Annotated in this window: 23 protein-coding genes; 9 read left to right on the top strand and 14 right to left on the bottom strand. The window is 55.2% G+C overall.

Annotation, left to right across the window (positions count from 1 at the left end):
- Nucleotides 1–52: 52 nt before the first annotated feature.
- The 4 genes from rpoH to ftsY form a co-directional block, all read right to left on the bottom strand.
- Complete coding sequence (rpoH, locus tag ACIP6T_RS17110) at nucleotides 53–910, bottom strand: RNA polymerase sigma factor RpoH (RefSeq protein WP_064737937.1); 858 nt, start codon at nucleotides 908–910, stop codon at nucleotides 53–55.
- Between the two features lie 239 nt (nucleotides 911–1,149).
- Complete coding sequence (gene ftsX, locus ACIP6T_RS17115; RefSeq protein ID WP_097095257.1) at nucleotides 1,150–2,133, bottom strand: permease-like cell division protein FtsX; 984 nt, start codon at nucleotides 2,131–2,133, stop codon at nucleotides 1,150–1,152.
- Nucleotides 2,123–2,791, bottom strand: a complete 669-nt coding sequence (gene ftsE, locus ACIP6T_RS17120; protein ID WP_097095258.1) for a cell division ATP-binding protein FtsE — start codon at nucleotides 2,789–2,791, stop codon at nucleotides 2,123–2,125. Before ftsE ends, ftsX begins: the two co-directional genes overlap by 11 nt.
- 5 nt (nucleotides 2,792–2,796) lie before the next feature.
- The gene (gene ftsY, locus ACIP6T_RS17125) at nucleotides 2,797–4,215 is read right to left on the bottom strand and encodes a signal recognition particle-docking protein FtsY (protein ID WP_400458176.1); all 1,419 of its coding nucleotides are present in this window, start codon (nucleotides 4,213–4,215) and stop codon (nucleotides 2,797–2,799) included.
- 230 nt (nucleotides 4,216–4,445) lie between these two features.
- Here ftsY and rsmD point away from each other — a divergent pair, with 230 nt between their 5' ends.
- Together rsmD and ACIP6T_RS17135 are read left to right on the top strand one after the other, a co-directional pair.
- Nucleotides 4,446–5,042: a 16S rRNA (guanine(966)-N(2))-methyltransferase gene (gene rsmD / locus ACIP6T_RS17130; protein ID WP_097095260.1), complete on the top strand. Its 597-nt coding sequence runs from the start codon at nucleotides 4,446–4,448 to the stop codon at nucleotides 5,040–5,042.
- The gene (locus ACIP6T_RS17135; RefSeq protein WP_097095261.1) at nucleotides 5,032–5,301 is read left to right on the top strand and encodes a DUF1145 family protein; all 270 of its coding nucleotides are present in this window, start codon (nucleotides 5,032–5,034) and stop codon (nucleotides 5,299–5,301) included. Before rsmD ends, ACIP6T_RS17135 begins: the two co-directional genes overlap by 11 nt.
- A gap of 39 nt (nucleotides 5,302–5,340) precedes the next feature.
- Here ACIP6T_RS17135 and ACIP6T_RS17140 read toward each other — a convergent pair whose 3' ends face one another.
- Nucleotides 5,341–5,697 carry a DUF2500 domain-containing protein gene (locus tag ACIP6T_RS17140; RefSeq protein ID WP_097095262.1) on the bottom strand — a complete coding sequence of 119 codons (357 nt, stop codon included), beginning with the start codon at nucleotides 5,695–5,697 and terminating at the stop codon, nucleotides 5,341–5,343.
- A gap of 164 nt (nucleotides 5,698–5,861) precedes the next feature.
- Here ACIP6T_RS17140 and ACIP6T_RS17145 point away from each other — a divergent pair, with 164 nt between their 5' ends.
- On the top strand, nucleotides 5,862–6,491 hold the full coding sequence (locus ACIP6T_RS17145) for a lysoplasmalogenase (protein WP_400458177.1): 630 nt from the start codon (nucleotides 5,862–5,864) through the stop codon (nucleotides 6,489–6,491).
- A 93-nt stretch (nucleotides 6,492–6,584) separates the two neighbouring features.
- Entirely contained in the window at nucleotides 6,585–8,861 is a 2,277-nt protein-coding gene (locus ACIP6T_RS17150) for a zinc/cadmium/mercury/lead-transporting ATPase (RefSeq protein ID WP_400458178.1), read from the top strand.
- On the opposite strand, the gene tusA is transcribed toward ACIP6T_RS17150, so the two are convergent.
- Nucleotides 8,858–9,103, bottom strand: coding sequence for a sulfurtransferase TusA (tusA, locus tag ACIP6T_RS17155; RefSeq protein ID WP_007891299.1), 246 nt, complete (start codon nucleotides 9,101–9,103; stop codon nucleotides 8,858–8,860). The two genes, ACIP6T_RS17150 and tusA, sit on opposite strands and share 4 nt — an antisense overlap.
- A 306-nt stretch (nucleotides 9,104–9,409) precedes the next feature.
- Between tusA and ACIP6T_RS17160 the strand changes: the two genes are divergently transcribed.
- The gene (locus ACIP6T_RS17160; protein ID WP_097095265.1) at nucleotides 9,410–10,075 is read left to right on the top strand and encodes a 7-cyano-7-deazaguanine/7-aminomethyl-7-deazaguanine transporter; all 666 of its coding nucleotides are present in this window, start codon (nucleotides 9,410–9,412) and stop codon (nucleotides 10,073–10,075) included.
- A gap of 116 nt (nucleotides 10,076–10,191) precedes the next feature.
- Entirely contained in the window at nucleotides 10,192–10,749 is a 558-nt protein-coding gene (locus ACIP6T_RS17165) for a DcrB family lipoprotein (RefSeq protein ID WP_400458179.1), read from the top strand.
- 110 nt (nucleotides 10,750–10,859) lie between these two features.
- Here the strand turns inward: ACIP6T_RS17165 and glgP are convergent, their stop codons facing one another.
- The 6 genes from glgP to asd form a co-directional block, all read right to left on the bottom strand.
- Nucleotides 10,860–13,307, bottom strand: a complete 2,448-nt coding sequence (gene glgP / locus ACIP6T_RS17170) for a glycogen phosphorylase (RefSeq protein ID WP_097095267.1) — start codon at nucleotides 13,305–13,307, stop codon at nucleotides 10,860–10,862.
- 21 nt (nucleotides 13,308–13,328) lie between these two features.
- A complete protein-coding gene (gene glgA / locus ACIP6T_RS17175; RefSeq protein WP_097095268.1) occupies nucleotides 13,329–14,762 on the bottom strand; it encodes a glycogen synthase GlgA in 1,434 nt (477 codons plus the stop codon).
- A gap of 63 nt (nucleotides 14,763–14,825) precedes the next feature.
- On the bottom strand, nucleotides 14,826–16,118 hold the full coding sequence (gene glgC, locus ACIP6T_RS17180; protein ID WP_097095269.1) for a glucose-1-phosphate adenylyltransferase: 1,293 nt from the start codon (nucleotides 16,116–16,118) through the stop codon (nucleotides 14,826–14,828).
- A 10-nt stretch (nucleotides 16,119–16,128) separates the two neighbouring features.
- Nucleotides 16,129–18,108: a glycogen debranching protein GlgX gene (glgX, locus tag ACIP6T_RS17185; protein WP_400458180.1), complete on the bottom strand. Its 1,980-nt coding sequence runs from the start codon at nucleotides 18,106–18,108 to the stop codon at nucleotides 16,129–16,131.
- Nucleotides 18,108–20,294: a 1,4-alpha-glucan branching enzyme gene (gene glgB / locus ACIP6T_RS17190; protein WP_097095271.1), complete on the bottom strand. Its 2,187-nt coding sequence runs from the start codon at nucleotides 20,292–20,294 to the stop codon at nucleotides 18,108–18,110. Before glgB ends, glgX begins: the two co-directional genes overlap by 1 nt.
- 356 nt (nucleotides 20,295–20,650) lie before the next feature.
- Nucleotides 20,651–21,760, bottom strand: coding sequence for an aspartate-semialdehyde dehydrogenase (asd, locus tag ACIP6T_RS17195; RefSeq protein ID WP_345827446.1), 1,110 nt, complete (start codon nucleotides 21,758–21,760; stop codon nucleotides 20,651–20,653).
- 221 nt (nucleotides 21,761–21,981) lie between these two features.
- Between asd and ACIP6T_RS17200 the strand changes: the two genes are divergently transcribed.
- The 3 genes from ACIP6T_RS17200 (at nucleotide 21,982) to ACIP6T_RS17210 (ending at nucleotide 23,446) form a co-directional block, all read left to right on the top strand.
- Entirely contained in the window at nucleotides 21,982–22,575 is a 594-nt protein-coding gene (locus ACIP6T_RS17200; RefSeq protein WP_345827447.1) for a YhgN family NAAT transporter, read from the top strand.
- 299 nt (nucleotides 22,576–22,874) lie between these two features.
- Nucleotides 22,875–23,015: a hypothetical protein gene (locus ACIP6T_RS17205; protein WP_400458181.1), complete on the top strand. Its 141-nt coding sequence runs from the start codon at nucleotides 22,875–22,877 to the stop codon at nucleotides 23,013–23,015.
- Nucleotides 23,012–23,446 carry a hypothetical protein gene (locus ACIP6T_RS17210; RefSeq protein ID WP_400458182.1) on the top strand — a complete coding sequence of 145 codons (435 nt, stop codon included), beginning with the start codon at nucleotides 23,012–23,014 and terminating at the stop codon, nucleotides 23,444–23,446. Before ACIP6T_RS17205 ends, ACIP6T_RS17210 begins: the two co-directional genes overlap by 4 nt.
- A 45-nt stretch (nucleotides 23,447–23,491) precedes the next feature.
- Here the strand turns inward: ACIP6T_RS17210 and panS are convergent, their stop codons facing one another.
- Nucleotides 23,492–24,415 (bottom strand): ketopantoate/pantoate/pantothenate transporter PanS, encoded by a 924-nt coding sequence (panS, locus tag ACIP6T_RS17215; RefSeq protein WP_097095276.1) that lies wholly within the window; start codon nucleotides 24,413–24,415, stop codon nucleotides 23,492–23,494.
- A gap of 174 nt (nucleotides 24,416–24,589) precedes the next feature.
- Entirely contained in the window at nucleotides 24,590–25,282 is a 693-nt protein-coding gene (gene aqpZ, locus ACIP6T_RS17220) for an aquaporin Z (RefSeq protein ID WP_400458183.1), read from the bottom strand.
- Nucleotides 25,283–25,319 lie beyond the last annotated feature (37 nt).

The raw sequence follows: 25,319 nt of genomic DNA on the forward strand, positions 1-25,319 counted from the left end.
GCAATAAAAAGGGCGACTTAAAAAGTCGCCCCGTTTTTCCGCCTGAAAGTTATCAGGCTTCAATCGCCACACGCAGTTTCTTCATGGCGTTCTTTTCCAGCTGACGCACGCGTTCCGCAGAAACACCGTATTTATCGGCCAGCTCCTGCAGCGTGGTCTTGTTATCATCATCCAGCCAACGGGCGCGGATGATATCCTGGCTGCGTTCGTCGAGGCTCAGCATTGCATCGCTCAGCTTGTCCGCAGCGTGTGCATCCCAGTTATCCTCTTCAATGCCATCGGCAAAGTCAGAGGTTTTATCCTGCAGATACAGCACTGGCGCCATCGCTTTGCCTTCGCCCGCTTCGTCATCAGACGACATGTCGAAGGTCATATCCTGCGCGGCCATGCGCGATTCCATTTCCAGCACATCTTTGCTGCTCACGCCCAGCTCGCGCGCAACCATTTCCACTTCGTCCTGGTTGAACCAACCGAGACGCTGTTTGCTTTTACGCAGGTTAAAGAACAGCTTACGCTGAGCTTTGGTGGTCGCGACTTTCACGATACGCCAGTTACGCAGCACGTATTCGTGAATCTCTGCTTTAATCCAGTGCACGGCAAACGACACCAGACGTACACCGACTTCAGGATTGAAGCGACGCACCGCCTTCATCAGACCGATGTTACCTTCCTGAATCAAGTCCGCCTGTGGCAAGCCGTAACCGGAGTAGTTACGAGCAATATGAACAACAAAGCGCAGGTGAGACAGGATCAGCGTTTTAGCCGCATCCAGATCGCCCTGGTAATGCAGCCGCTCAGCCAATGCTTTTTCCTCTTCTGCCGTCAGTACCGGCCAGTTGTTGGCAGCCCGGACGTAAGATTCCAGGTTACCCAGAGGAGCAATCGCTAAAGTTTGCATTTCTTTGGTCATTCAAACCCTCACAAATTCAATGGACTTGCTGCACGTTTCCTTGCGCAGACGCTACATTATGTCAACGTCGCGAGAAAACCAGAAGCAATCTGTGCTACTTGGACGACAAAGTTATCCACAAGTTCAATTATAGCAGTGAATATTTTACACACAGATGACGGCGGGGGAAACAGGAGAATTCCTCTGCTCCCAGGTCGTCGGCAGCAGAGGAAGAGTATACCAAAAAACGTTGCTTTTGGTTACTGTGGCGTAAATCGGCGTAAATGTTGTACCGTCGCCAGCCATGCCGCAATCCAGCCAATGATGCCGGCAATCAGCAATAACAGCAGCCCTTCATCCCAGGAAAAACCTTCCAGCACAAAGGTGGTACCAAATACCGTTGCCACTTGCGCCACCACCGATTGCAGGCGCAGCACCAGCACTTCCGAAAGAATCAGCGATAGCACCGCACCGCCGAAACCTAATAGCGCACCGCCATACAGGAAAGGACGCAGAATAAACCCATCGGTCGCGCCAATCAGCTTCTGTACGTTGATCGTATCGCGACGCGCAAAGATGCTCAGACGAACGCTGTTGCCGATCACCAGGAACACCGCCACCACCATCAGCAGACCAATCATTGAGGCGATCTGGCCAACCAGCCCCGTGAGCGCTGCCAGACGTGAGAACCAGCTGTCATCCATGCGCACTTCATCAACGCCCTGCACTTTCGCTACGCGATCGCGCAGATTCGCCATGGTATCCGAATTCTGGAAGTTGAGTTTTGGCGTGATGATGGCCACCGCCGGCAGCGGATTCTGCTCCAGCATGTCCATGGAGCCGCCAAAGCCCGACCAGTTGCGGAACTCATTTAGCGCTTCTTCACGCGTCAGGTAATTCACATTATCCACGCCATCCAGCTGCTTAAGCTGCGCGGTGACATTCTCTGCTGCGGTGTCATCCAGCGCTTTATCCAGATACACCGTCAGCTGCGGGGCGGGATACCACTGGGTCGCGGCCTGGCTTACGTTTTTCCACACCATGTAGCACACGCTCGGCAGCGTCAGTGAGATAGCAATCACCATCACCGTTAGCAGCGTCGCCAGCGGCTGACGCCACATATCGGACAGCGTGCCGCGCAGCGCGTAGCGCCATTGCTCCTGCCAGCCACCCTTCAGCGCTTTACTTTTAGAAGGTTGCTTCGCTTTCGGCGCAGGTGCGCGCTTGTTGCGTTTATTGACCATCGTGGCCTCCGTGCAGACGTCCCTGATTGAGCGTCATCACGCGATAATTCCGGCGCGCAATCAACCCGACATCGTGCGTTGCCATCAGTACCGTGACGCCAACGCGGTTGAACTCTTCAAACAGGCGCAGAATGTCTTCCGACAGCGCATTATCGAGGTTACCGGTCGGTTCGTCCGCCAGCAGCACCGCCGGTTTGTTCACCACCGCGCGGGCAATGCCCACACGCTGTTGTTCACCGCCTGAGAGCTGAATCGGATAGCTTTTCGCTTTGTCGAGCAGGCCCACTTTATCCAGCGCGGCCGATACGCGGCGACGAATGTCTTCGCCGCTGGCACCGGAGATAATCAGCGGAATCGCCACGTTGTCATAGACCGAACGATCCATCAGTAAGTGGTGATCCTGGAAAATCATGCCAATCTGACGTCGCAGGAAAGGGACTTCGCTGTGACGCAAACGCGAAATATCGTGGCCGCTAAACCAGATCTGCCCCGCACTCGGGCGCTCAATGCCACAAATCAGCTTCAGTAAGGTACTCTTCCCCGCGCCAGAGTGGCCGGTCAGGAACGACATTTCACCAGGACGCAGATGAAAATCCACCCCCTGCAGCGCCTGACGTCCACCCAGGTAAGCTTTACTGACCTCTTCAAAGCGAATCATCCCAATCATTCCTCTCGGGCAAACAGTGCCTCAATAAAGTCTGCGGCCTTAAACGGCCGTAAATCCTCGATGCCTTCCCCAACACCGATATAACGAATCGGAATGCCGAACTGATCGGCAACCGAGAAGATCACGCCGCCTTTGGCGGTGCCGTCCAGTTTGGTCAGGGCGATGCCGGTCAGGCCCACCGCTTCATGGAACAGTTTGGCCTGGCTGATAGCGTTTTGCCCGGTGCTGGCGTCAAGCGTCAACATCACCTCATGCGGCGCCTCTTCATCCAGCTTCTTCATCACACGGGTAATTTTTTTCAGCTCTTCCATCAGGTGCGATTTGTTTTGCAAGCGACCGGCGGTATCGGCAATCAGGACATCGACATTGCGCGACTTAGCGGCCTGAATGGCATCAAAAATCACGGAGGCGGAATCCGCGCCGGTATGCTGCGCGACGACCGGAATATTGTTGCGCTGGCCCCACACCTGCAGCTGTTCAACGGCCGCAGCACGGAAGGTATCGCCTGCCGCCAGCATGACGGATTTGCCCTGCGCCTGATACTGGCGCGCCAGCTTACCGATGGTGGTGGTTTTACCCACGCCGTTGACGCCAACCATCAGGATGACGAATGGCGTTTTGCCGCCCACTTCCAGCGGCTGGTCCACTTTTTCCAGAATGTCGGCCATTTCGGCTTTCAGCAGCCCATACAGCGCTTCAGCATCACGCAGCTGCTTGCGGTTGGCCTGCTGGGTCAGATTGGTGATGATGCGGCGCGTCGTTTCAACGCCAACGTCCGCAATCAGCAGCTGCTCTTCCAGCTCCTCAAACAGGTCGTCATCAATCTTTTTGCCGCGGAACAGGCTGATAAAACCGGAACCGAGGTTTTCACGCGTTTTAACCAGGCTGCGCTTCAGACGGGCGAAAAAGCCCTCTTTGGTAGGACGCTCCTGCTCCTGGGTGATAATGGGCGCAGCAGCCAGCGGCAGATCGCTAACGGTATCCTGAGGTTCCTCAGCCAGCTCAGCATCTTCTGCATAGGTTTCTGCCAGCGCCAGCGCTTCCAGCTCTTCGTCGCTTAAGGGGGCTTCTTCATCAACGTCTGGTGCATCAAGCGCCAGCTCTTCCAGCTGAGGCTCTTCTTCGATAGGTGCGACAACCGGCTGGACGATCTCTTCCGGTAGCACTTCTTCTTCGATGGCGGTAACCGGCTCGGCAATAACCTCTGGTTCAACCTGCTGATGTTCCGCAACCTGCTCGGTAACCGCGACGGTGTCTTCAGCCTGCGCTTCGGCGCGATCTAACGCACTCTCTTCAACGGCGGGCTCAGGTGCCACCTCGGCAGTTTGCTGCTGCTCTTCAACAGGCTGTTGCGTCTCTTCTTCTTTGCCAAAGCCTAGCCAGGAAAAAAAGCCGCGTTTTTTCTCTTTTGCCATTGTGTGACCCTACTCCTCGATGGCTTATTCCCGGTAGCACGCTGTTCCCAGGGGATAAAATATGCATTTTTTTGCGGGGAGCCGCGTAAAAATCAGGTAATTACGCGCGCTCTACCAACTCAGTAGTCTAACACTTTCCAGCCAGCGCACCACAGCACCCTTTTTTAACGTTTCTTCTGCCCGCTACGCCCGTTAAACTACGCAACAAATTATGACGAGTTGTGAGCAAAATGAGCAAATCCCCCCGCAGCAACGGCGCTGGCCAGATCCGCATCATTGGCGGCCAGTGGCGCGGCCGTAAATTACCGGTACCGGATAGCGCTGGCCTGCGCCCGACCACCGATCGCGTGCGTGAAACCCTGTTCAACTGGCTAGCGCCAGACATTCAGGACGCGCGTTGCCTCGACTGCTTTGCCGGCAGCGGCGCACTCGGCCTTGAAGCACTCTCTCGTTATGCCGCATCAGCCACGCTGCTGGAGCTGGAACGTACTGTAGCGCAGCAGCTTTCGCAGAACCTGCAAACGCTGCGCGCCACGCAGGCGAAAGTAGTGCAAACCAACACGTTGCAGTGGCTGAGCCAGCCGGGCGAACCGTTTGACGTGGTGTTTGTCGATCCGCCGTTCCGTAAAGGCCTGTTACAGGAAACGTTGACCTTACTGGAGCAAAATGGCTGGCTGGCCGATGAAGCGCTGATCTATGTGGAAAGCGAAGTGGAAAACGGCACGCCCGTGGCACCGGCCAATTGGGATTTGTACCGCGAGAAAATCGCCGGCCAGGTGGCTTATCGCTTATATCAACGCCAACAGGAGAAGCAGAATGTGGCTTAATTTGGGTCGCTTGCTGATGATTTGCGTATGGGCATTTTTGCTGCTCAATCTGGTGCAGCCCTTCCCCACGCCGCTGCGCTATTTTGTGCATGTGGCGCTGTTCTTTATGGTGATTATGCACGGCCTGCAATTGGTGCTGCTGCGCGCCACTCAGGCAAAAGACGCGCCCAAACTGAGCGGCGTAACCCAGGCGAAGATCTTCTTCTTTGGCGTGTTTGAGCTGCTGGCGTGGCAGAAAAAGCATTATCCGAAGATGTAATGAGTGCGTTTAGTGACCAGGTCGCCGTGAATGGCGGCCTTACGGCGCTGGCGTAAAACTGACAAAGCGTGTCCCTTGCATTTTCAGCTCCCCTTTCACGCCCTTATCCATCTGATGATAATCACTGGCGTTGACCGTCACTTTGATATCGCTCGCGCCATTCAGTGGATGAAACCAGGCTTCATACTTCATCTCTTCTCCGGCAATGACTTCGCGCTGGCGTGAACGGCGATTAGGAGAGGGAAATTCGCGCTTAGTTTTCACTTCTACGCTCAAAGATCGCACTGGAGAGGCATCGTTCACCGCGGTTTCGCGGCGCTGCTTGATAAACTGACGCGTCGCCAGAACGGCAATAATGGCCAGTACGATGAAAAAGATTAGCGGTGGTTTGCTCATAATTTATCTCGTGCTTTGCGTTAAGTCGGAACGGGTAAAGACGACAAAGCATACAACCAGAGTCGGCTGATTGTCACATTTGGCGGCGGTAACTTACACTGAGTAAGTGATTTTGGGAAAATTCATCAAACTGGCGGACATTTCGTTCAGAAAAGGGAGAAAACATGCTTTGGTCTTTCCTTGCCGTACTTTTTTCCGGCTGGCTCTACGTCGATGCTTCATACCGCGGCCCGCAATGGCAGCGCTGGCTATTTAAACCTGTCACCTTGCTGTTGCTCGTTGCCTGGGCGTGGCAAGCGCCAACGCTTAACACCACTGATTATCTGATCCTGGCTGGTCTTATTGCCACGCTGGCGGGTGATGCGCTGATGCTGCTGCCGCGTCAGCAGATGCTCTATGCATTGGGCGCATTTTTCCTGTCGCATCTGCTGTACACCATCAGCTTTGCCGCGCACATGACCATGAGTTTCTTCTGGCCGATTCCCCTCACCTTCCTGGTGATTGGCGTAATTGTTATCGGCGTTCTCTGGACCAGGCTGGAAGATCTACGCTGGCCAATCTGCACCTTGATCGGCATGACATTGGTGATGAACTGGATGGCAGCGGAGAACTACTTCTTCCGCCCAACCGATTACAGTTTCTCGCTGCTTGTCGGCGCCGCGTTATTGCTGTTAGCCAACATTGTCTGGTTTTTCTCGCACTATCGCCGCCGCTTCAGCGCCGATAGCGCCATCGTCGCCGCCTGTTACTTCGCCGGTCATTTTATGATTGTGCGCTCCCTGTGGCTTTATTGAAGAAAATCTCACCTTCAGCTTGACTCTGGAGTTGACTCCAGAGTGTAGCATTAGGGTGCGGGTGCTATCCCGCCCCCTAATTCCGGAGGTTATATGCATCAACATGCCCATCCTTGCCGCTGTGGAAAGTCTCATCGCCAACCGCAGCCGCTGTGCTCGATTCGCAGCGTAACGCCCTCAGCCCTGAAAATCTCAGCCGCGCAGCCAGTTACGCCAGAAGGTGATTGTGGCTGCTGCGACAGCGATAGCGGCTCGCCCGGCGGCGAAAGCGACGCCGAAAGTGACAGGCCCGCACTCACTTCACACCAATTTCGCTGGCAGATTGCCGGCATGGATTGTCCCAGCTGCGCACGAAAAATCGAATCTGCCGTACAACGCGTGCCGCAGGTGCAGCAAGCGCGGGTGATTTTCGCCAGCGAAAAACTGGTGGTGGATGCCGAAAACGATATCCGCAGCGCTATCGAACAAGCCGTGAAACATGCTGGCTTCACGCTGACCTCCAGCGATCCTCAATCGCCCCCACCACCGGAAAGCCGCTGGCAGGAAAATGCCGGTTTACTGCTGCTTGGCGTACTGATGCTCGCCAGCTGGCTGCTGAGCCAGGTTTCACCGCTTTGGGGCGATCGCCTGTTTATTGCTACCACGCTGATTGGTTTGGCCCCCATCGCGCGCAACGCCTGGCAACTGCTGCGCAGCGGATCGCCATTTAGTATTGAGATGCTGATGACCATCGCCGCCGCCGGTGCGTTGGTGATTGGTGCTCACGCTGAAGCCGCCATGGTGCTGCTGCTGTTCCAGCTGGGCGAACGCCTGGAAGCCTACGCCGCCGCGCGCGCACGTCGCGGCGTGACCGCGCTAATGGCGCTGCGTCCTGACACCGCCACGCGCATTGTCGGCACACAACGGGAAAATGTCCGCTTAGACGTGCTGCAGCCTGGTGATGTGATTGAAGTCGCGGCCGGTGGCCGTTTACCGGCGGACGGCGAGTTATTGCATGCCAGTGCCAGTTTTGATGAAAGCGCGCTGACCGGCGAATCGCTGCCGGTGGCGCGTGAGCCGGGTGAACAGATCATGGCCGGTGCCACCAGCCTCGATCGTCTGGTTACCTTGAAAGTGCTTTCCCAGCCGGGGCAAAGTGCTATCGACCGCATCCTGCAGCTGATTGAAGAAGCCGAAAGCCATCGTGCGCCGGTTGAACGCTTTATCGATCGCTTCAGCCGCATTTATACGCCGGCGATTATGCTGTTGGCGCTGCTGGTGATGGTGCTGCCACCGCTGCTCGGCGTTGGCGCATGGCTGCCGTGGATTTATAAAGGGCTAACGCTGCTGCTGATTGGTTGCCCGTGTGCGCTGGTGATCTCCACACCCGCGGCCATTACCTCTGGATTGGCCGCTGCCGCCCGTCAGGGCGCGCTGATAAAAGGCGGCGCGGCACTGGAGCGGCTCAGTCGCGTTAGCATGATGGCGTTCGACAAAACCGGCACACTGACCGCGGGCAAGCCACAGATCACCCATATTCAGTCGTTCGGTGGAACAGCGGAAAACAGCCTGCTCAGCATTGCCGCTGCCGTTGAACAGGGCTCCACGCATCCACTGGCGCGAGCCATTGTCACTGCAGCCGAGCGGCGTCAGCTTGCGATCCCTTCCGCTTCTCAGCAGCAAACCCTGGCGGGCAGCGGTATTCGTGCCGACATTGATGGCGTGACCTATCAGTTACTCACGCCACGTGAAGCCAGGCAGCTTAACGCAACTCAGCAGCAGCTGATTGCCGAGCTGGAAGCCCAGGGTCAAACCGTGGTGCTGCTGTTGCAGGATCAGCAGGTACTCGGCGCATTGGCGTTGCGGGATCAGTTGCGTGAAGAGGCGATAAGCGCACTCTCTCAACTGCAAAAACTGGGTGTAAATAGCGTGATGTTGACCGGTGATAACCCGCGAGCAGCCGCTGCCATTGCCGCCGAATTGCAGATTGATTATCGCGCCGGTCTCTTACCCGCCGATAAAGTGGAAGCCGTGCGGCAATTAGGCGCACAACAATCGCTGGCGATGGTGGGCGACGGCATCAACGATGCGCCTGCGTTGAAAGCAGCGACGATCGGCATCGCGATGGGCAGCGGCACCGACGTCGCGCTGGAAGCCGCCGATGTAGCATTAACGCAAAATCAGCTGGCGATTCTGCCGCGCACGATCGTGCTGGCACGGCGCACGCGCGCCATCATTCGGCAAAACGTGGCGCTGGCGCTGGGCCTGAAAGCGATTTTCCTCGTCACCACGCTGCTCGGCTTTACCGGTTTGTGGCTGGCGGTGCTGGCAGATTCCGGTGCCACCGCGCTGGTTACCGCGAATGCGCTGCGCTTGCTGCGTCAGCGTTAAGCGCCTTTTTTGATGAGAAACTGGTACGGCAGGCTTTCGGTCTGCTGTGCCAGCAGCTGATGTTCCATAAAACGGCAGAAACCGGGAATATCGCGCGTGGTGGCGGGATCATCGGCGATGATCAGCAAGGTTTCACCGGCCTGCATGCTGCGCACGGTTTTACGCACCATCATTACCGGCTCTGGACAGCGCAGGCCAAGGGCATCAAGCTGATGGTCAGGCGCAGAAAAGGGATCGCTCATGATTCTCTGTCTATGGTGGATGATGGGCGCACATTTTAGCGTGTGAATTAGCCAACGCAAGGCGATAACGATTGCGTTAAAATTAACCATTGCATAAATTACGCAACGCGTTAAGATGCCGCCGATTTTTAAATTGCTACCATATTTTGCCCTAAATAATTCGAGCTGTAGCAAGGCGGCAAGTGCGAGCAGCCCCAGGAGCTTACTGAAGTAAGTGACTGGGGTGGACGCACGCAGCCAACGCAGCTACGGCTTGAAGTATGACGGGCAATGGGTTCCCTCACCCCACTATTAAAAAGGTCCTACATGATTGCTTTTTCTGCACGTCAGCGCATGCATGCGCTGTTTTGGCTATCGCTTTTCCATCTGCTGGTGATCACCTCCAGTAACTACCTGGTGCAGCTGCCGGTTTCCATCTTCGGCTTCCACACCACCTGGGGCGCGTTTAGCTTTCCGTTTATTTTCCTCGCAACCGATCTCACCGTGCGCATCTTTGGCGCGCCGCTGGCTCGTCGCATCATTTTGGCGGTTATGATTCCAGCACTGGTGATCTCCTACATCGTCTCGTGCGTCTTTTATCAAGGCGAATGGCAGGGTTGGGCATCGCTGGAAGAGGTTAATCTGTTTGTCGCGCGTATCGCCTGCGCCAGCTTTATGGCTTATGCGCTGGGCCAGATCCTTGACGTCCACGTTTTTAACCGTTTGCGCCAATTACCCCAGTGGTGGATTGCCCCTGCGGCCGCGATGTTCCTTGGCAATATCAGCGATACGCTGGCCTTCTTTTTCATCGCCTTTTACAAGAGTCCAGACCCGTTTATGGCTACGCATTGGGTCGAGATCGCCCTGGTGGATTACAGCTTCAAAGTGCTGATCTGCATGATCTTCTTCCTGCCGGCTTACGGCGTGCTGCTGAATGCCATGCTGAAGCGATTAGCCGAGCGTTCCGCACAGCGACAGGTGAATTTCGGCTGATTCCACATAGACGTAACGCCATGGCACGCTAAAATTTCCTGACACTCCGGCGGTTGCTTTTGCCCGCCGATTCCGTTTTGATAACGCCTGACTGGAATCATGTAAAAGGGAAAAGAATGCGTAACGTAGTGAAATATGTGGGTATTGGCCTGCTGGTGATAGGCCTGGCGGCATGTGACCAGAAGAAAGATGATGCAGCAGAAAACAGCAACGGTGCCAGCGCCAGCCAGTCTGCTCAGACGGTCAATCTGATGGACGGCAAGCTGAGCTTCTCACTGCCGGCGGGCATGTCTGATAAGAGCGGCAAACTCGGTTCTGAATCCACCAACATGCACGTCTATGCCGACGAAACTGGCCAGCGCGCGATTATCGTGATTGCGGGCGATCCCACTAACGAAGCGCTAGATGCGTTGGCGCAGCGCCTGGAACAGCAGCAGCGCAGCCGCGATCCACAGCTGCAAGTGGTGTCGAATAAAGCGGTGACGCTGAAGGATCAGCCGGCTCAGCAGCTGGATACGGTGATTTCTGCCAATAACCAGACGTCATGGTCTTCGGTGATTCTGGCAAAAGTGGACGGCAAACTGCTGACGCTGCAAATTACCTTGCCAGCGGATAACCAGCAACAGGCACAAAGTGATGCTGACGGGATTGTCAAAAGCATCACTTTAAAATAATCCTTAAAATCTGAACGTTTATCGGTCGCCATGAATGGCGACCCTACATTTGTTCAGTGCGGTTTGGTAGGGTCGCCATTTATGGCGACCTGGACTTTGAAATTCCCGCCTTACAACCTCACTGGCGAGATGTGCCAGATCTCATCCGCATACTCCTGAATGGTTCGATCTGACGAGAAGTAGCCCATATTGGCGATATTCAGCGCCGCGCTGCGTTGCCACTTATCCGGCTGACGATAGAGCTTGTCTACCTTGTCCTGCGTATCCACATAGCTGCGATAATCCGCTAGCAGCTGATAGTGGTCGCCGAAGTTCACCAGCGCATCAAACAGATTGCGATAGCGACCCGGTTCCTGCGGACTGAACACGCCGCTGGCGATTTGCGTCAGCGCCTGATGCAGCTCAGGATCTTCCTCGTAATACTTACGCGGGTTGTAGCCGTCGGTACGCAGCTTCTCGACCTGCGGCGTGGTGTTGCCGAAGATAAAGATATTCTCCTTGCCGACATGCTCCAGCATCTCCACATTAGCGCCATCCAGCGTACCGATGGTTAACGCGCCGTTCAGCGCAAATTTCATGTTACTGGTGCCCGATGCTTCGGTGCCAGCAGTGGAGATCTGCTCGGAGAGATCCGCCGCAGGGATAATGATCTGCGCCAGACTCACGCCATAGTTCGGGATGAACACCACCTTCAGCTTGTTCTTCACCTGCGGATCGTTGTTGATCACGTTGGCGACATCGTTGATCAAGTGGATGATGTGCTTCGCTACGTAATACGCCGACGCCGCTTTACCGGCGAAGATATTCACGCGCGGCACCCATTCAGCGTTGGGATCGGCCTTGATGCGGTTATAGCGCGTAATAACGTGCAGCACGTTCAGTAGCTGACGTTTGTATTCATGGATGCGTTTAATCTGCACATCGAAGAGCGCATGCGGGTCCAGCACAATATCCATATTTTTCGCCACCCAATCCGCCAGGCGCTTTTTGTTGGCGAATTTGGCGTCGGCGATCTGCTCGATAAACGCTGGGTAATCGATTTGTGCCGTTAGCTCGTTGAGCTGGCCGAGATCGGTGCGCCAGTTGCGACCAATCGCTTCATCTAATACATCGGACAGCGGCGGGTTGGCCAGCGCCAGCCAGCGACGCGGCGTCACCCCATTGGTTTTATTGCAGAAACGGCCAGGGAATAAACGCGCGAAATCAGCGAACAGCGATTGCACCATCAAATTGGAGTGCAGTTCCGACACGCCATTGACCTTGTGGCTTACCACCACCGCCAGCCACGCCATGCGAATGCGCCGACCGTCGTTTTCGTCAATGATCGAGATGCGCGCCATCAGCTCCCAATCATCCGGATAGTATTCCTGGATGGTTTTCAGGAAATAGTCATTAATTTCAAAAATGATGCTGAGATGACGCGGCAGAATTTTGCCGATCATATCCACCGGCCAGGTTTCCAGCGCTTCCGTCATCAAGGTGTGGTTGGTGTAGGAGAACACCTGACAGGTCACTTCAAACGCATCGTCCCAACTGAATTTTTGCTCGTCGATCAGCAGTCGCATCAATTCAGGGATCGCCAACACCGGATGAGTATCATTAAGGTGAATGGCAATTTTATCCGGCAGATTGTCCCAGGTTTCATGCATCTGCCAGTGACGATTGAGAATATCCTGCACCGTTGAAGAGACGAGGAAATACTCCTGGCGCAGACGCAGCTCGCGGCCGGAATAGGTTGAATCATCGGGATAGAGCACGCGCGAGACGTTTTCCGAATGGTTCTTATCTTCCACCGCAGCGAAGTAATCACCCTGGTTAAACTTACCGAGATTGATCTCGTTGCTGGCCTGCGCGCCCCACAAACGCAGCGTGTTGGTGGCATCGGTGTCAAAACCGGGGATGATCTGATCGTAAGCCATCGCGACGATCTCTTCGGTTTCGATCCAGCGCACCCGCGCCCCTTCGTGCTGCAAACGGCCGCCGAAACGCACCTTGTAGCGCGTATTAAAGCGCTGGAATTCCCACGGATTACCATATTCCAGCCAGTAATCCGGTGATTCGCGCTGCTGCCCGTCAACGATATTCTGCTTGAACATGCCGTAATCGTAACGAATACCGTAGCCACGTCCCGGCAAACCCAGCGTGGCGAGCGAATCAAGGAAGCAGGCGGCCAAACGTCCAAGGCCGCCGTTGCCGAGACCGGGATCGTTCTCCTCTTCCATCAGTTCGCTGAGATCCAACCCCATCTCGTCCAGCGCCTGATTGAGATCGTCGTAGATGCCCATCGCCAGCAGCGCGTTACCGAGCGTGCGTCCCATCAGGAACTCCATCGACAGATAATATACCTGCCGCACATCCTGTGAGAGCTGCGCGCGACTGGAGCGCAGCCAGCGTTCCACCATGCGATCACGCACCGCCAGCAGTGCGGCGTTGAGCCACTCATGCTTATTCGCGATCGAGGGATCTTTACCAATAGTAAACATCAGCTTATAGGCGATTGAGTGCTTCAGCGCGTCAACCGTCAGCGTGGGTGAGGCATAGGTGAAAGGTGCATTCATATCAAGTATCCCAATCTCTCATTACAGCAAACGTTGATAAAGATCGCGGTAGGCTTGTGCTGCCACCTGCCAACTAAAATCCATCCCCATCGCCTGCCGCTGAACGTAACGCCAGAGTGCAGGTCGAGACCACAGAACAAATGCGCGCCGAATCGCCCGCAGCAGCGACCAGGCATTACTGTCTTCAAAGGTGAATCCGCTGGCGACACCGTCCGCCAGATTCTCCAGTGAGCTGTCTTGCACCGTATCCGCCAGACCACCGGTGCGACGCACCAGCGGCAGCGTGCCGTATTTCAATCCATACAGCTGGGTTAAGCCGCACGGCTCAAAGCGGCTCGGCACCATAATCACATCCGCGCCGCCAACAATGCGGTGCGAGAAGGCTTCGTGATAACCAATCTGCACGCCAACGCGACCCGGATGCTCCGCAGCCGCCGCGAGGAAACCTTGCTGTAACTCGGCATCCCCCTGACCGAGCAGCACCAGCTGGCCGCCCTGCGCCAGTAGGCCCGGCAGCGCTTCCAGCACCAAATCCAGCCCTTTCTGTTTCGTCAGGCGGCTGATCACGCAGAACACCGGCGCTTTGTCATCCACCTTCAGGCCCATGGCAATCTGCAGCTGGCGTTTGTTCTCGGCTTTGCTCTCCAGCGTTTCGCTGTCGTAGCGCGCGGTGAGCAGCAAATCATGCGCCGGATCCCAAATGCCAGGATCGACACCGTTGAGAATCCCGCTCAGTCTTCCCTCGCGCAGGCGCTGCTCGAGTAACGCTTCCATACCGTAACCAAATTCGGGTCGGGTAATCTCCAGCGCATAAGTCGGGCTGACCGCCGTAATATGATCGGCATAGAACAGTCCCGCCTTGAGGTAGGAGATCTGTCCAAAGAACTCCAGGCCATGCATATCGAAGAAGGCGCGCGGTATCTGAATTTCATCCAAATGACGCGCGGAAAACAGCCCCTGATACGCCAGATTGTGCACGGTGAACACCGTTTTCGCCGGGTGACCGCGCGCAGCAATGTAGGCGCAGGTTAAGCCAGCATGCCAGTCATGCGCATGCACGATATCGGGCTGCCAGTACATATCTAATCCGCTGGCAATCTCTGCGCCCATCCAGCCCAACAGGGCAAAGCGCAGGTAGTTATCCACATAGGCAAACTGCGACGTATCGTGATACGGACTGCCGGGACGCTCATACAGTCCCGGCGCATCAATTAAATAAATGCCAACGCCGTTAAATTGTCCAAAAAGTAAGCGCACCGGTCCAGCAAAAGTTTGCAGCTCCGCCAGGATTTCAGTATCAGGAATCCCTTTACGCAGATCCGGATAGGCGGGAATCAACACCCGCGCATCCGTACCATCGGCTATTTGCGCCTGTGGTAATGCACCGACGACATCAGCCAGTCCGCCGGTTTTCAACAGCGGGAAAAGCTCTGAACAGACATGTAAAACCTGCATCCTGAACCCCTATTGTTATCGCACGCGTTCCACGCGGCAATTTTCTCTATAATCTTTCGTCATCTACTGACCCGCTCTGGCTAATTTGGCCAGCATGGCGCGCGTCACCAGTACGATGCCCTCTTCTGAACGGTAAAAACGACGGCTGTCTTCATCGGGGTTTTCGCCAATGACCATGCCTTCTGGCAGCTCGCAGGCGCGATCAATCACGCAGCGGCGCAGACGACACGATCGGCCAACCACCACATCGGGCAGCAGCACTGCGGAATCAATATTGCAAAACGAGTTCACGCGAATGCGTGGGAACAGCACGGAATTCACCACCACCGAGCCAGAAATGATGCAGCCGCCCGAAACCAGCGAGTTCATCGTCATGCCGTGGCTGCCGGAACGATCCTGCACAAATTTCGCCGGTGGTAGCGGCTCCATATGGGTGCGAATCGGCCAACTATGGTCGTACATATCCAGCTCAGGCGTCACCGAGGCTAAATCGAGGTTGGCGCGCCAGTAGGCTTCCAGCGTGCCGACGTCGCGCCAGTACGGCTCGGCCTTTTCGTCAATCTGCACGCAAGAAAGCGTAAAGGAGTGCGCGTAAGCTTCGCCGCTGGCGACAATTTTTGGCAGCAAATCTTTACCAAAGTCGTGACTGGAATCGGCTACCTGCAGGTCTTCTTCCAGCAGCTGATAAAGGTAATCGGCGTTGAATACGTAAATGCCCATGCTCGCCAGCGCTCGGGTGTCATCCCCCGGCATTGACGGCGGTTTTGGCGGCTTTTCAACAAAATCGATCACGTTGTTTTCGGCATCAACCGCCATCACACCAAACGCCGTGGCTTCGGCCAACGGCACCGGTAAGCACGCGATAGTGCATTTGGCACCGCGATCGACGTGGTCGAGCAGCATGCGCGAGTAGTCCATCTTGTAGATGTGATCCCCGGCGAGAATCACGATGTATTGCGCGTTATAGCGACGAATGATGTCGAGATTTTGCGTCACCGCATCGGCGGTACCGCGATACCAGTGTTCGGTAGCGGCACGCTGCTGGGCGGGCAGCAGATCGACAAATTCGTTCATCTCTTCGTTGAACAGGGACCAGCCACGTTGGATATGCTGCACCAAAGTATGTGACTGATATTGGGTGATCACGCCGATGCGCCGAATGCCCGAGTTGATGCAGTTGGACAGCGCAAAGTCGATGATGCGGAACTTGCCACCGAAGTGCACGGCAGGTTTGGCGCGTTTCGCGGTGAGATCTTTCAGGCGCGTACCGCGCCCGCCAGCAAGGATCAAGGCAACCGTTTGTGTAGGGAGCTGGCGCGCCAGCATCAGATGATCTGTTCTATCTAATTTCACCATGTCTGACTCCTTATGATTGCTTTTGGAACACGCACACACCGTGTGCGGGACCGTGCCAGACAGTTGTCAGGATGGGGTTATCTTCCCCGGCGAAAGGAGGAATGGCACGCCACTCTCCGTCTGGTAAGGCGATATCATTCACCGATTCCGTGGCGTTTATTGTTATTAACCAGCGGCCGGAGAGCAGGATCTGCATTCTGTGCGTCCCCTGTTCCCACTGCTCTGTTTCCAGTGGTTTGCCGCTGGCGTTGAACCACTGCACGTTGCCATCGCCCTCCTGCCACCAGCCATCCTCGGTCAGCGCAGGAATGCGCTGGCGCAGATGGATTAATGCAGCAGTGAAGTCGACCAGTCCAAAATCATCCTGTTGCCAGTTGAGCCAGGTCAGCGGATTGTCCTGACAATAGGCATTGTTGTTGCCATGCTGGCTGTGACCGCGTTCATCGCCCGCCAGCAACATCGGCGTGCCCTGTGCCAGTAGCAGCGTCGTCAGCAAGCCATGCACGCTGCGCCGCCGCCGCTCGACAATATCGAAACTGACCTGCAGCCCCTCTTTGCCGTGGTTATGGCTGAAGTTATTGCTGCTGCCGTCGCGATTATCTTCGCCGTTGGCCTGATTGTGTTTGGTGTTGAAGCTCACCACGTCGCGCAGCGTGAAGCCGTCGTGGGCGGTAATAAGATTGATGCTGGCGTGCGGCAGGCGCGCCTCACGCTGGAAAACGTCGCTGGATGCGGCAAAACGGCGGGCAAAATCTCCGTTATTCAGCTCACCTTGCAGCCAGTAACGACGCGCCGCGTCGCGAAAATGATCATTCCATTCGGCAAAGTCTGGTGGGAAATTACCCACCTGGTAACCGCCAGGGCCAATATCCCACGGCTCGGCAATCAGCTTCACCTGCGAGAGCAGCGGACACGCTTTGATGGCGGCGAACAGCGGTGCATCCTGACGAAATTCCGGCGTACGGCCTAATACGCTGGCGAGATCAAAACGAAAACCATCGATATGGCAGTTGCGCACCCAATAGCGTAGCGCTTCCAGCACCCATGCCATTACCTGCGGATGGCTGAGATTCAGCGTGTTGCCGCAGCCGGTCCAGTTTTGATACTCACCGTTGCCATCAAGCCAGTAATAGCTGGCGTTATCCACGCCGCGCTGGGAAATCGTCGGTCCGATCTCTTCCAGTTCGGCGGTGTGGTTGAACACCACATCCAGAATCACTTCGATGCCCGCGGCATGCAGCGCTTTTACCGCCTGCTGAAACTCCTGCAGCGGTGATAAGCCGTTTTCACCCGACGCGTAGCGCGCATCTACCGCCCATAAAGCGAAGGGGTTGTAGCCCCAATAGTTGCTCAAACCCAAACGGCGCAGGCGCGGCTCGCTGGTGAACTGGGCAATCGGCAGCAGTTCCAGCGCGGTAACGCCAAGATGGCGCAGGTAGTTCACCATAGCAGGATGACCTAGCGCCGCATAAGTCCCACGCAGCCTTTCCGGAATTTCCGGATGCTGCTGCGTCAAGCCACGCACGTGCGCTTCATAAATCACCGTATTACCCCACGGCGTGCGCGGTGGCTGGTCACTCTCCCAATTAAAATCCTCGGCAATCACTAATGATTTAGGGGCAACGGCGGCGTTATCCAGCGGATCCGGCTCACGTTCACCGCCATAAACACACGCCTCGTCCGCCACATCTCCTACTACCGCTTTGGCGCAGGGATCAACCAGCAGCTTGGCAGGATTGAAGCGATGTCCCTGCTGCGGTGCCCACGGACCGTGAACCCGATAACCATAACGCTGGCCGGGCTTGAGCGCGGGAAAATAGCCGTGCCAGATATCACCGCTGCGCGCGGGCAGCGGAAAACGTCGCTCAGCGCCGTGTGCGTCAAACAGGCACAGCTCGACGCGCTCAGCGTGCTGGGAAAACAGCGTGAAATTGACGCCGTGCCCATCGTAATGTGCACCTAACGGTTTCGGCTGCCCCTGCTCCAGCATCAGTCGCTCTCCCGCACCAGCCAGAGGGTTGCCAGCGGCGGCACGGTCAGGCTCAACGACTGCGGTCGACCGTGGCTGTCAATCTCATCGGTATGCACCACGCCGTGGTTACGCGTGTCGCTGCCGTGATAATCGTGCTGGTCGGTATTCATCACTTCACGCCAGCCGCCACGCTGATTGACGCCAAAACGGTAGTGATGACGCACCACGGGGGTGAAGTTACTGATGACGATGATCTCATTGCCGTCGCGATCGCGACGCGCAAAGGCAAAGACCGAATTCTCGTGATCGTCTACCACCAGCCACTCAAACCCTTGTCCATCAAAATCAAGCTGATGCAGCGGCGCATAGTGACGATAGGTATGGTTGAGGTCGCGCACCAGCCGCTGTACGCCGTTGTGCCAGTTGTCTTCCCCCTCCAGCAGATGCCAGTCAAGGCTGGTGTCATGGTTCCATTCACGGCCTTGCGCAAACTCGTTGCCCATAAATTGCAGCTTCTTACCGGGGAAACCCCACATCCAACCGTAATAAGCGCGCAGATTAGCGAACTTTTGCCAGGCGTCGCCCGGCATGCGATCGAGGATAGAGCGTTTACCGTGCACCACTTCGTCATGCGATAGCGGCAGCACAAAGTTTTCGGTGTAGTTGTAAAGCATGCCGAAGGTCATCAGGTGGTGATGGTAGCGGCGATGCACCGGATCGAGCTTCATGTAGTCCAGGGTGTCGTGCATCCAGCCAAGGTTCCATTTGAACCAGAAGCCAAGCCCGCCGTCTTCCGAGGGACGCGTGACGCCGGGATAATCGGTGGACTCTTCCGCTACCGTCACGCTGCCTGGCGCGGCGCGGCCTAGCGTGCGATTGGTGTGGCGCAGGAAAGAGATCGCTTCGAGGTTTTCCCGTCCACCAAACTGGTTCGGTACCCACTCACCTTCGGCGCGACTGTAGTCGCGATAAATCATCGAGGCCACCGCATCCACGCGCAGTCCGTCAATGCCGAAGCGTTCCATCCAGTACAAGGCGTTGCCGGACAAATAGTTGCTGACTTCGCGTCGCCCGAAGTTGTAGATCAGCGTATTCCAGTCCTGATGAAAGCCTTCGCGCGGATCGCTGTGCTCATAGAGTTCAGTGCCATCGAATTTTGCTAAACCAAAATCATCGCTCGGGAAGTGGCCCGGCACCCAATCGAGCAGGACATTAATCCCTGCATCGTGTGCAGCGGCAATGAAGTGGCGGAACTCATCACGCGTACCGAAGCGGCGCGTTGGCGCGTACATTCCCAACGGCTGATAGCCCCAGCTGCCATCGAACGGATGTTCGTTAATCGGCATCAGTTCAATGTGAGTGAAACCCATCTCTTTGACGTAGGGAATCAGCTGTTCAGCCAGCTCTTTGTAACTTAACCAGAAGTTATCGTCGGTATGACGCCGCCACGAGCCCAGATGGACTTCATAAATCGAAATCGGCTGATCAAAGGCATTCGCCGCTTTGCGCTGCGGTTGCATCTCGGTTTTCGGCGGCAGGCCACAGATCATCGAAGCCGTTTGTGGGCGCATCTGTGCTTCGAAGGCAAAAGGGTCGGCTTTGATACGCAGCTGGCCTGAATTATCAATAATCTCAAACTTATACAGCTGGCCGTTTACCGCGCCCGGGACGAACAGCTCCCACACGCCCAGTTCCCGGCGGAAGCGCATCGGGTGACGACGGCCGTCCCAGAAGTTGAACTCACCCACGACTGATACCCGACGTGCGTTAGGTGCCCAGACGGCGAAGCGCGTACCGTGCACGCCATCGATAGTGGTGCCGTGCGCGCCCAGGGTTTCGTAAGGGCGTAGGTGCGTACCTTCGCCCAGCAGCCACGCATCCATCTCCTGCAGCAGCGGACCAAAGCGATAAGCATCATCAATCAGGTTTTGCTGACCGTGCCAATTCACCGCCAGCTGGTAGCCAAACAGATTTTTACGGCGCGGGATCACGCCACAGAAGAAGCCACGTGAGTCGAGGCATTTAAGTTGGGCGCACTTACGTCCGGTGTTGGTTTCAATCACCCACACATCGGAGGCATCAGGCAGCAGCGCACGCACTTCAAGGCCTTCGGTAGTTTGGTGCATCCCCAGTAACGAGAAGGGATCGGCGTAATTCCCGGCAAAAAGGGCATTGATCGCCTGGCGATCGGGAAGCTCTGACATGACTTTCTTCCTATGATTTTGCGCAGGCGACCCGAGTCGGCAGAATTATCGACTGGGGTGCGCTGCTTTTCATTGAGCCATAGGTACACTGCGAGGACACAACCGTCCGTGGGAAAGATCATCACCGTGTACAACAAACCATTCAGTTCAAAAAACGAAAACAGTTAACAACCGGCACATCTCTGTTAAATCATAGCTTGGGGCTGGCAGAAGCCAGGGAGGAATGCGAAAAATTGTTGTCGGGCGAGCAAAAAGGGGAAGCGGATCACTTGTCTGGCGCAATTTGCATGAATTTTTGCAGCCTGAAGGTCAAAAAAAAGCCGGGAAACCCCGGCCTGTCTGGTTTTCCGCTGCGCTTAGTCAATCAGCAGACGCAGCATGCGACGCAGCGGTTCAGCCGCGCCCCACAGTAACTGATCGCCCACGGTGAAGGCAGAAAGGTATTCAGGCCCCATATTCAGTTTACGCAGGCGGCCAACCGGCGTGGTCAACGTGCCGGTAACGGCGGCAGGCGTCAGTTCGCGCATGGTGATTTCGCGATCGTTTGGCACCACTTTGACCCACTCGTTATGCGAAGCCAGCAGCTGTTCTATTTCACTCAGCGGCAGGTCTTTTTTCAGCTTCAGGGTAAATGCCTGGCTGTGGCAGCGCAGCGCACCAACGCGCACGCACAGGCCATCAACCGGAATCACACTGCTGGTGCGCAGGATTTTGTTGGTTTCCGCCTGGCCTTTCCACTCTTCGCGACTCTGGCCGTTGTCCAGCTGTTTGTCGATCCATGGAATCAGGCTGCCCGCCAGTGGTACGCCAAAGTTGTCGGTTGGCAAGGTACCAGAACGCGTGAAATCAGTAACGCTACGCTCGATATCCAGAATCGCGGAAGCCGGATCCTGCAGTGATTTCGCCACGTGATCATGCAGCATGCCCATTTGGGTCAGCAGTTCACGCATATGACGCGCACCGCCACCGGACGCCGCCTGATAAGTAGCAACCGATGCCCACTCCACCAGATCGTTGGCAAACAGTCCGCCGAGTGACATCAGCATCAGACTCACGGTGCAGTTGCCGCCGACGAAGGTTTTAATGCCGTTATCAAGGCCTTGACGAATCACATTGTGGTTCACCGGATCGAGAATGATGATGGCGTCATCCTTCATGCGCAGCGTGGAAGCCGCATCGATCCAGTAGCCCTGCCAGCCGCTTTCACGCAGCTTCGGGTAGACTTCACTGGTGTAATCGCCGCCCTGGCAGGTGATAATGATATCCAGCGCCTTCAGCGCCTCGATATCGAAAGCATCCTGCAGCGCACCGGTCGACTTAGCGCCGAACGCCGGTGCCGCCTGACCAAGCTGTGACGTGGAGAAGAAGACCGGATTGATGACGTCAAAATCGCGTTCTTCGCTCATGCGTGACATCAGCACTGAGCCGACCATGCCACGCCAACCAATAAAACCTACATTCTTCATTTTCTGTCCGTCTCGGGCGCTTCTGGAGAGGCCCTATGTGGTGCGAGGAAAAGACCGGCCGAACGATCGCGCCCGTCTGCGTAATAATCAGGTTTACCTATGACCGTCAACTCTACAAAATGCAGCATTTCTGGCAAGTGAATTAATTCGATTGCGCTAACTTTTTCAGCAGTACAACTAATAATGGCCCCCGGCCAAATCGATAGGATGGTTTACCTGACATGACTGAAATGATATCCGCGACCATATTGCTGCTGTTGATTATGGACCCGCTGGGCAACCTGCCGATCTTTATGTCGGTATTAAAGCACCTCGAACCCAAGCGCCGCCGGGTGGTGCTGATGCGCGAAATGCTGATCGCGCTCATCCTGATGCTGCTGTTTTTATTCGCGGGTGAACGCATCCTGGCATTTCTCAATCTGCGCACCGAAACCGTGTCGATTTCCGGCGGCATCATTCTGTTCCTGATCGCCATCCGCATGATTTTCCCTTCTGGCGAAAGCAGCACCAGCGGATTACCGGCGGGTGAAGAGCCGTTCCTCGTGCCGCTGGCGATCCCGCTGGTTGCCGGCCCGTCGCTGCTGGCGACACTGATGTTGTTATCGCATCAGTATCCCCATCAGATGACGCATCTGGTGGGCGCGCTGCTGATTGCATGGGGCGTCACGGTGGTGATTTTGCTAATGTCGGGGCTATTTTTACGCCTGCTCGGCGATAAAGGGGTTAACGCGCTGGAACGTCTGATGGGATTAATATTGATTATGCTGGCAACGCAGATGTTTCTTGATGGGATTCGTACTTACCTGAAGTTGTAATTATCTTCAGGAGAAGCACGATATGAATATCACCATGCCGCTCAGTTAGGCGCCGCATTGAATCACTGCACATTCTGTAGCGGCGCGATTTATCGCGCCGCTACAATGTGTGCGCTGGGTTATTGGGGTGCTCTTAACTGACAAGCATCACGATATGAATATCAGCGTTTAATTTCGAATATTGGCTTAAGAATTGTAGGATGTAACTATAAGCAGTTACTTAAAGTTGTACTCTCTCATCAAGGCATCACACTTCTTTCAAAAAAATGGGTATATTTTCTGAACACCAGGAGGATGCCATGTTAAATAATATCGATTCTTACAAAGCGACAGGAATATTTATCCTCATTGAAAGGATTTATAATCTTGACGTGTCAATAGCTTTCTCGACACTTCTTGCTAGCGCTCATCCTATGTCAACGCCAAAAGATGAGTTATGAGAGCTTTCTGCTTACCATTAGTATTTGCTGCACTTGCTTTGCTTTATGGTTTCTATTCTTGTCATCAAATTCTGGATTTTTACCTTATCGGATTCGATGGCATAACATCTGACATTAGCGTTATCTTCACTGCACCACTCTATGCTGCATTATTCTGTTTGTTTTATCAAAGCGCAGCATTTCGTTTATTCAATAGAGTAGTTAAATTCAGCACTTATAAAGAATGTATATTTCAGATTGCGTTTCAGATAACAAACACATTCACTTTATTAATTACAGGATGGCTGATTGCATGGAAAAAATCTGCTGAGCTAGTCACCCAATCTAAATTAGTAAGCATTGAAAGCATGGATATCATGTTAATTTACATCACATCCAGCGCCTTATCTTTTGCTTTATTTATCACAATCCGAAAAAGAATGGCTGATTAAATGGTAAAGCACAGGGGTGCAGCTATGGCACCCCATAAAATTTAATCACGGCTTTTTCTTATCTACCGGCTTACCTGACCAGTAACCGGCCAGCAGCGAACCGGAAAGGTTGTGCCACACCGAGAACAGCGCGCCCGGCAGTGCTGCCAGCGGTGAGAAGTAGAGTTTGCCCAGCGTCGCCGCCAGACCGGAGTTTTGCATACCCACTTCCAGCGCCAGCGTGCGGCAGGTCGATTCATCGAAGCCGAACAGTTTGCCGCCCCAGTAACCGCCTAGCAGACCAATCGCGTTGTGCAGAATCACCGCCGCAATCACCATTAAGCCGACCGAACCGATAAAGCTTTGGCTGCCTGCCACTACCGCACTGATAATAAGCAGAATACACACCATGGAAAATGCCGGCAGATAAGGCTCTACGCGGCGCACCACGCTATTCATCGAGTGGTGGATAATCAAGCCAAGGCTGATAGGGATCACCACGATTTTCACAATGCTAAGCAGCATGCCGACGACATCCACCTGAATGTGCGTATCGACATAGAGGCGCGTCAGCAGCGGCGTAGCGAATACGCCAACCAGCGCCGACACCGACGAGATGGTCACCGACAGTGCCACATCCCCCTTGGCCAGATAGATCATCACGTTGGATGCGGTGCCGCTCGCCACGCTACCGACCAGAATCATGCCTGCCGCCAGATCGGGTGGCATCTGGAACAGTTTCGCCAGTCCCCACGCGGCCAGCGGCATCACCAGGTAGTGCAGGAAAGTCCCGGCAATCACCGGCGCCGGGCGTACCAGCACGCGTTTGAAATCATCAATATTGAGCGTTACGCCCATGCCGAACATAATCAGCATCAGTAGATAGGTGACCCACGGACCAATGCCAAGAAAGGTGGAAGGTGAATAATAAGCCGCAACCGAGAGCAGCACGGCCCAGAGCGGGAACAGGCGAGTAAGTTTGCCGAGCATAACCAGACTTCCTTAGGAATTATTTTATTATTGCCACAGATGAAATGTCGCGCAGGGAACGACCACAGCGACGGAGGCAGGATCATAACATTTCATTATCATGACGTAAGGCGGGAAGACGCCTGCGGGGACAAATGCGGATCGGCTGCTGCCGATCCGTGGAATACGGCGAAATTACTCTGCTTTTTCCAGCAAAAAGCGGTAGATCACACCACCAATCGCGGCACCAATAATCGGTAACACCCAGAACATCCACAGCTGCTCCAATGCCCAACCCCCCTGGAAGATGGCAACACCGGTACTGCGCGCCGGATTGACGGAGGTGTTGGTGACAGGGATGCTCACCAGATGGAGCAGCGTTAACGCCAGACCGATAGCAATTGGCGCAAAACCTGCCGGAGCATATTTATCGGTCGCCCCCATGATCACAACCAGGAACACTGCCGTCAGAACCAACTCGCTGATCATGCCCGCCTGCAGGCTAAAGCCACCCGGTGAGTGTTCACCGTAACCGTTGGACGCGAAGCCGCTAGCAGCCGCATCGAAACCCGCTTTACCACTGGCGATCAGATACAACACGCCTGCCGCCGCAATCGCGCCGACCAATTGTGCAATAATATAAGGCACTACCTGAGCCGCTGGAAAACGTCCGCCAGCGGTTAAACCAATCGTCACCGCCGGGTTAAAATGGCCACCTGAGATATGGCCAACGGCAAACGCCATCACCAAAACCGTTAAACCAAACGCCAGTGCGACACCCGCAAAACCAATGCCCAGTTCTGGAAACGCTGCAGCCAACACCGCGCTACCACAACCACCCAAAACCAACACAAATGTGCCGAGACTTTCTGCCACGAGCCTTTTCATATCTATTCCCTCAAATAATTTAATGTTTTCGCGGCGG

Source organism: Pantoea sp. NPDC088449, from assembly GCF_044753225.1.
Classification (GTDB): Bacteria; Pseudomonadota; Gammaproteobacteria; order Enterobacterales; family Enterobacteriaceae; genus Pantoea; species Pantoea floridensis.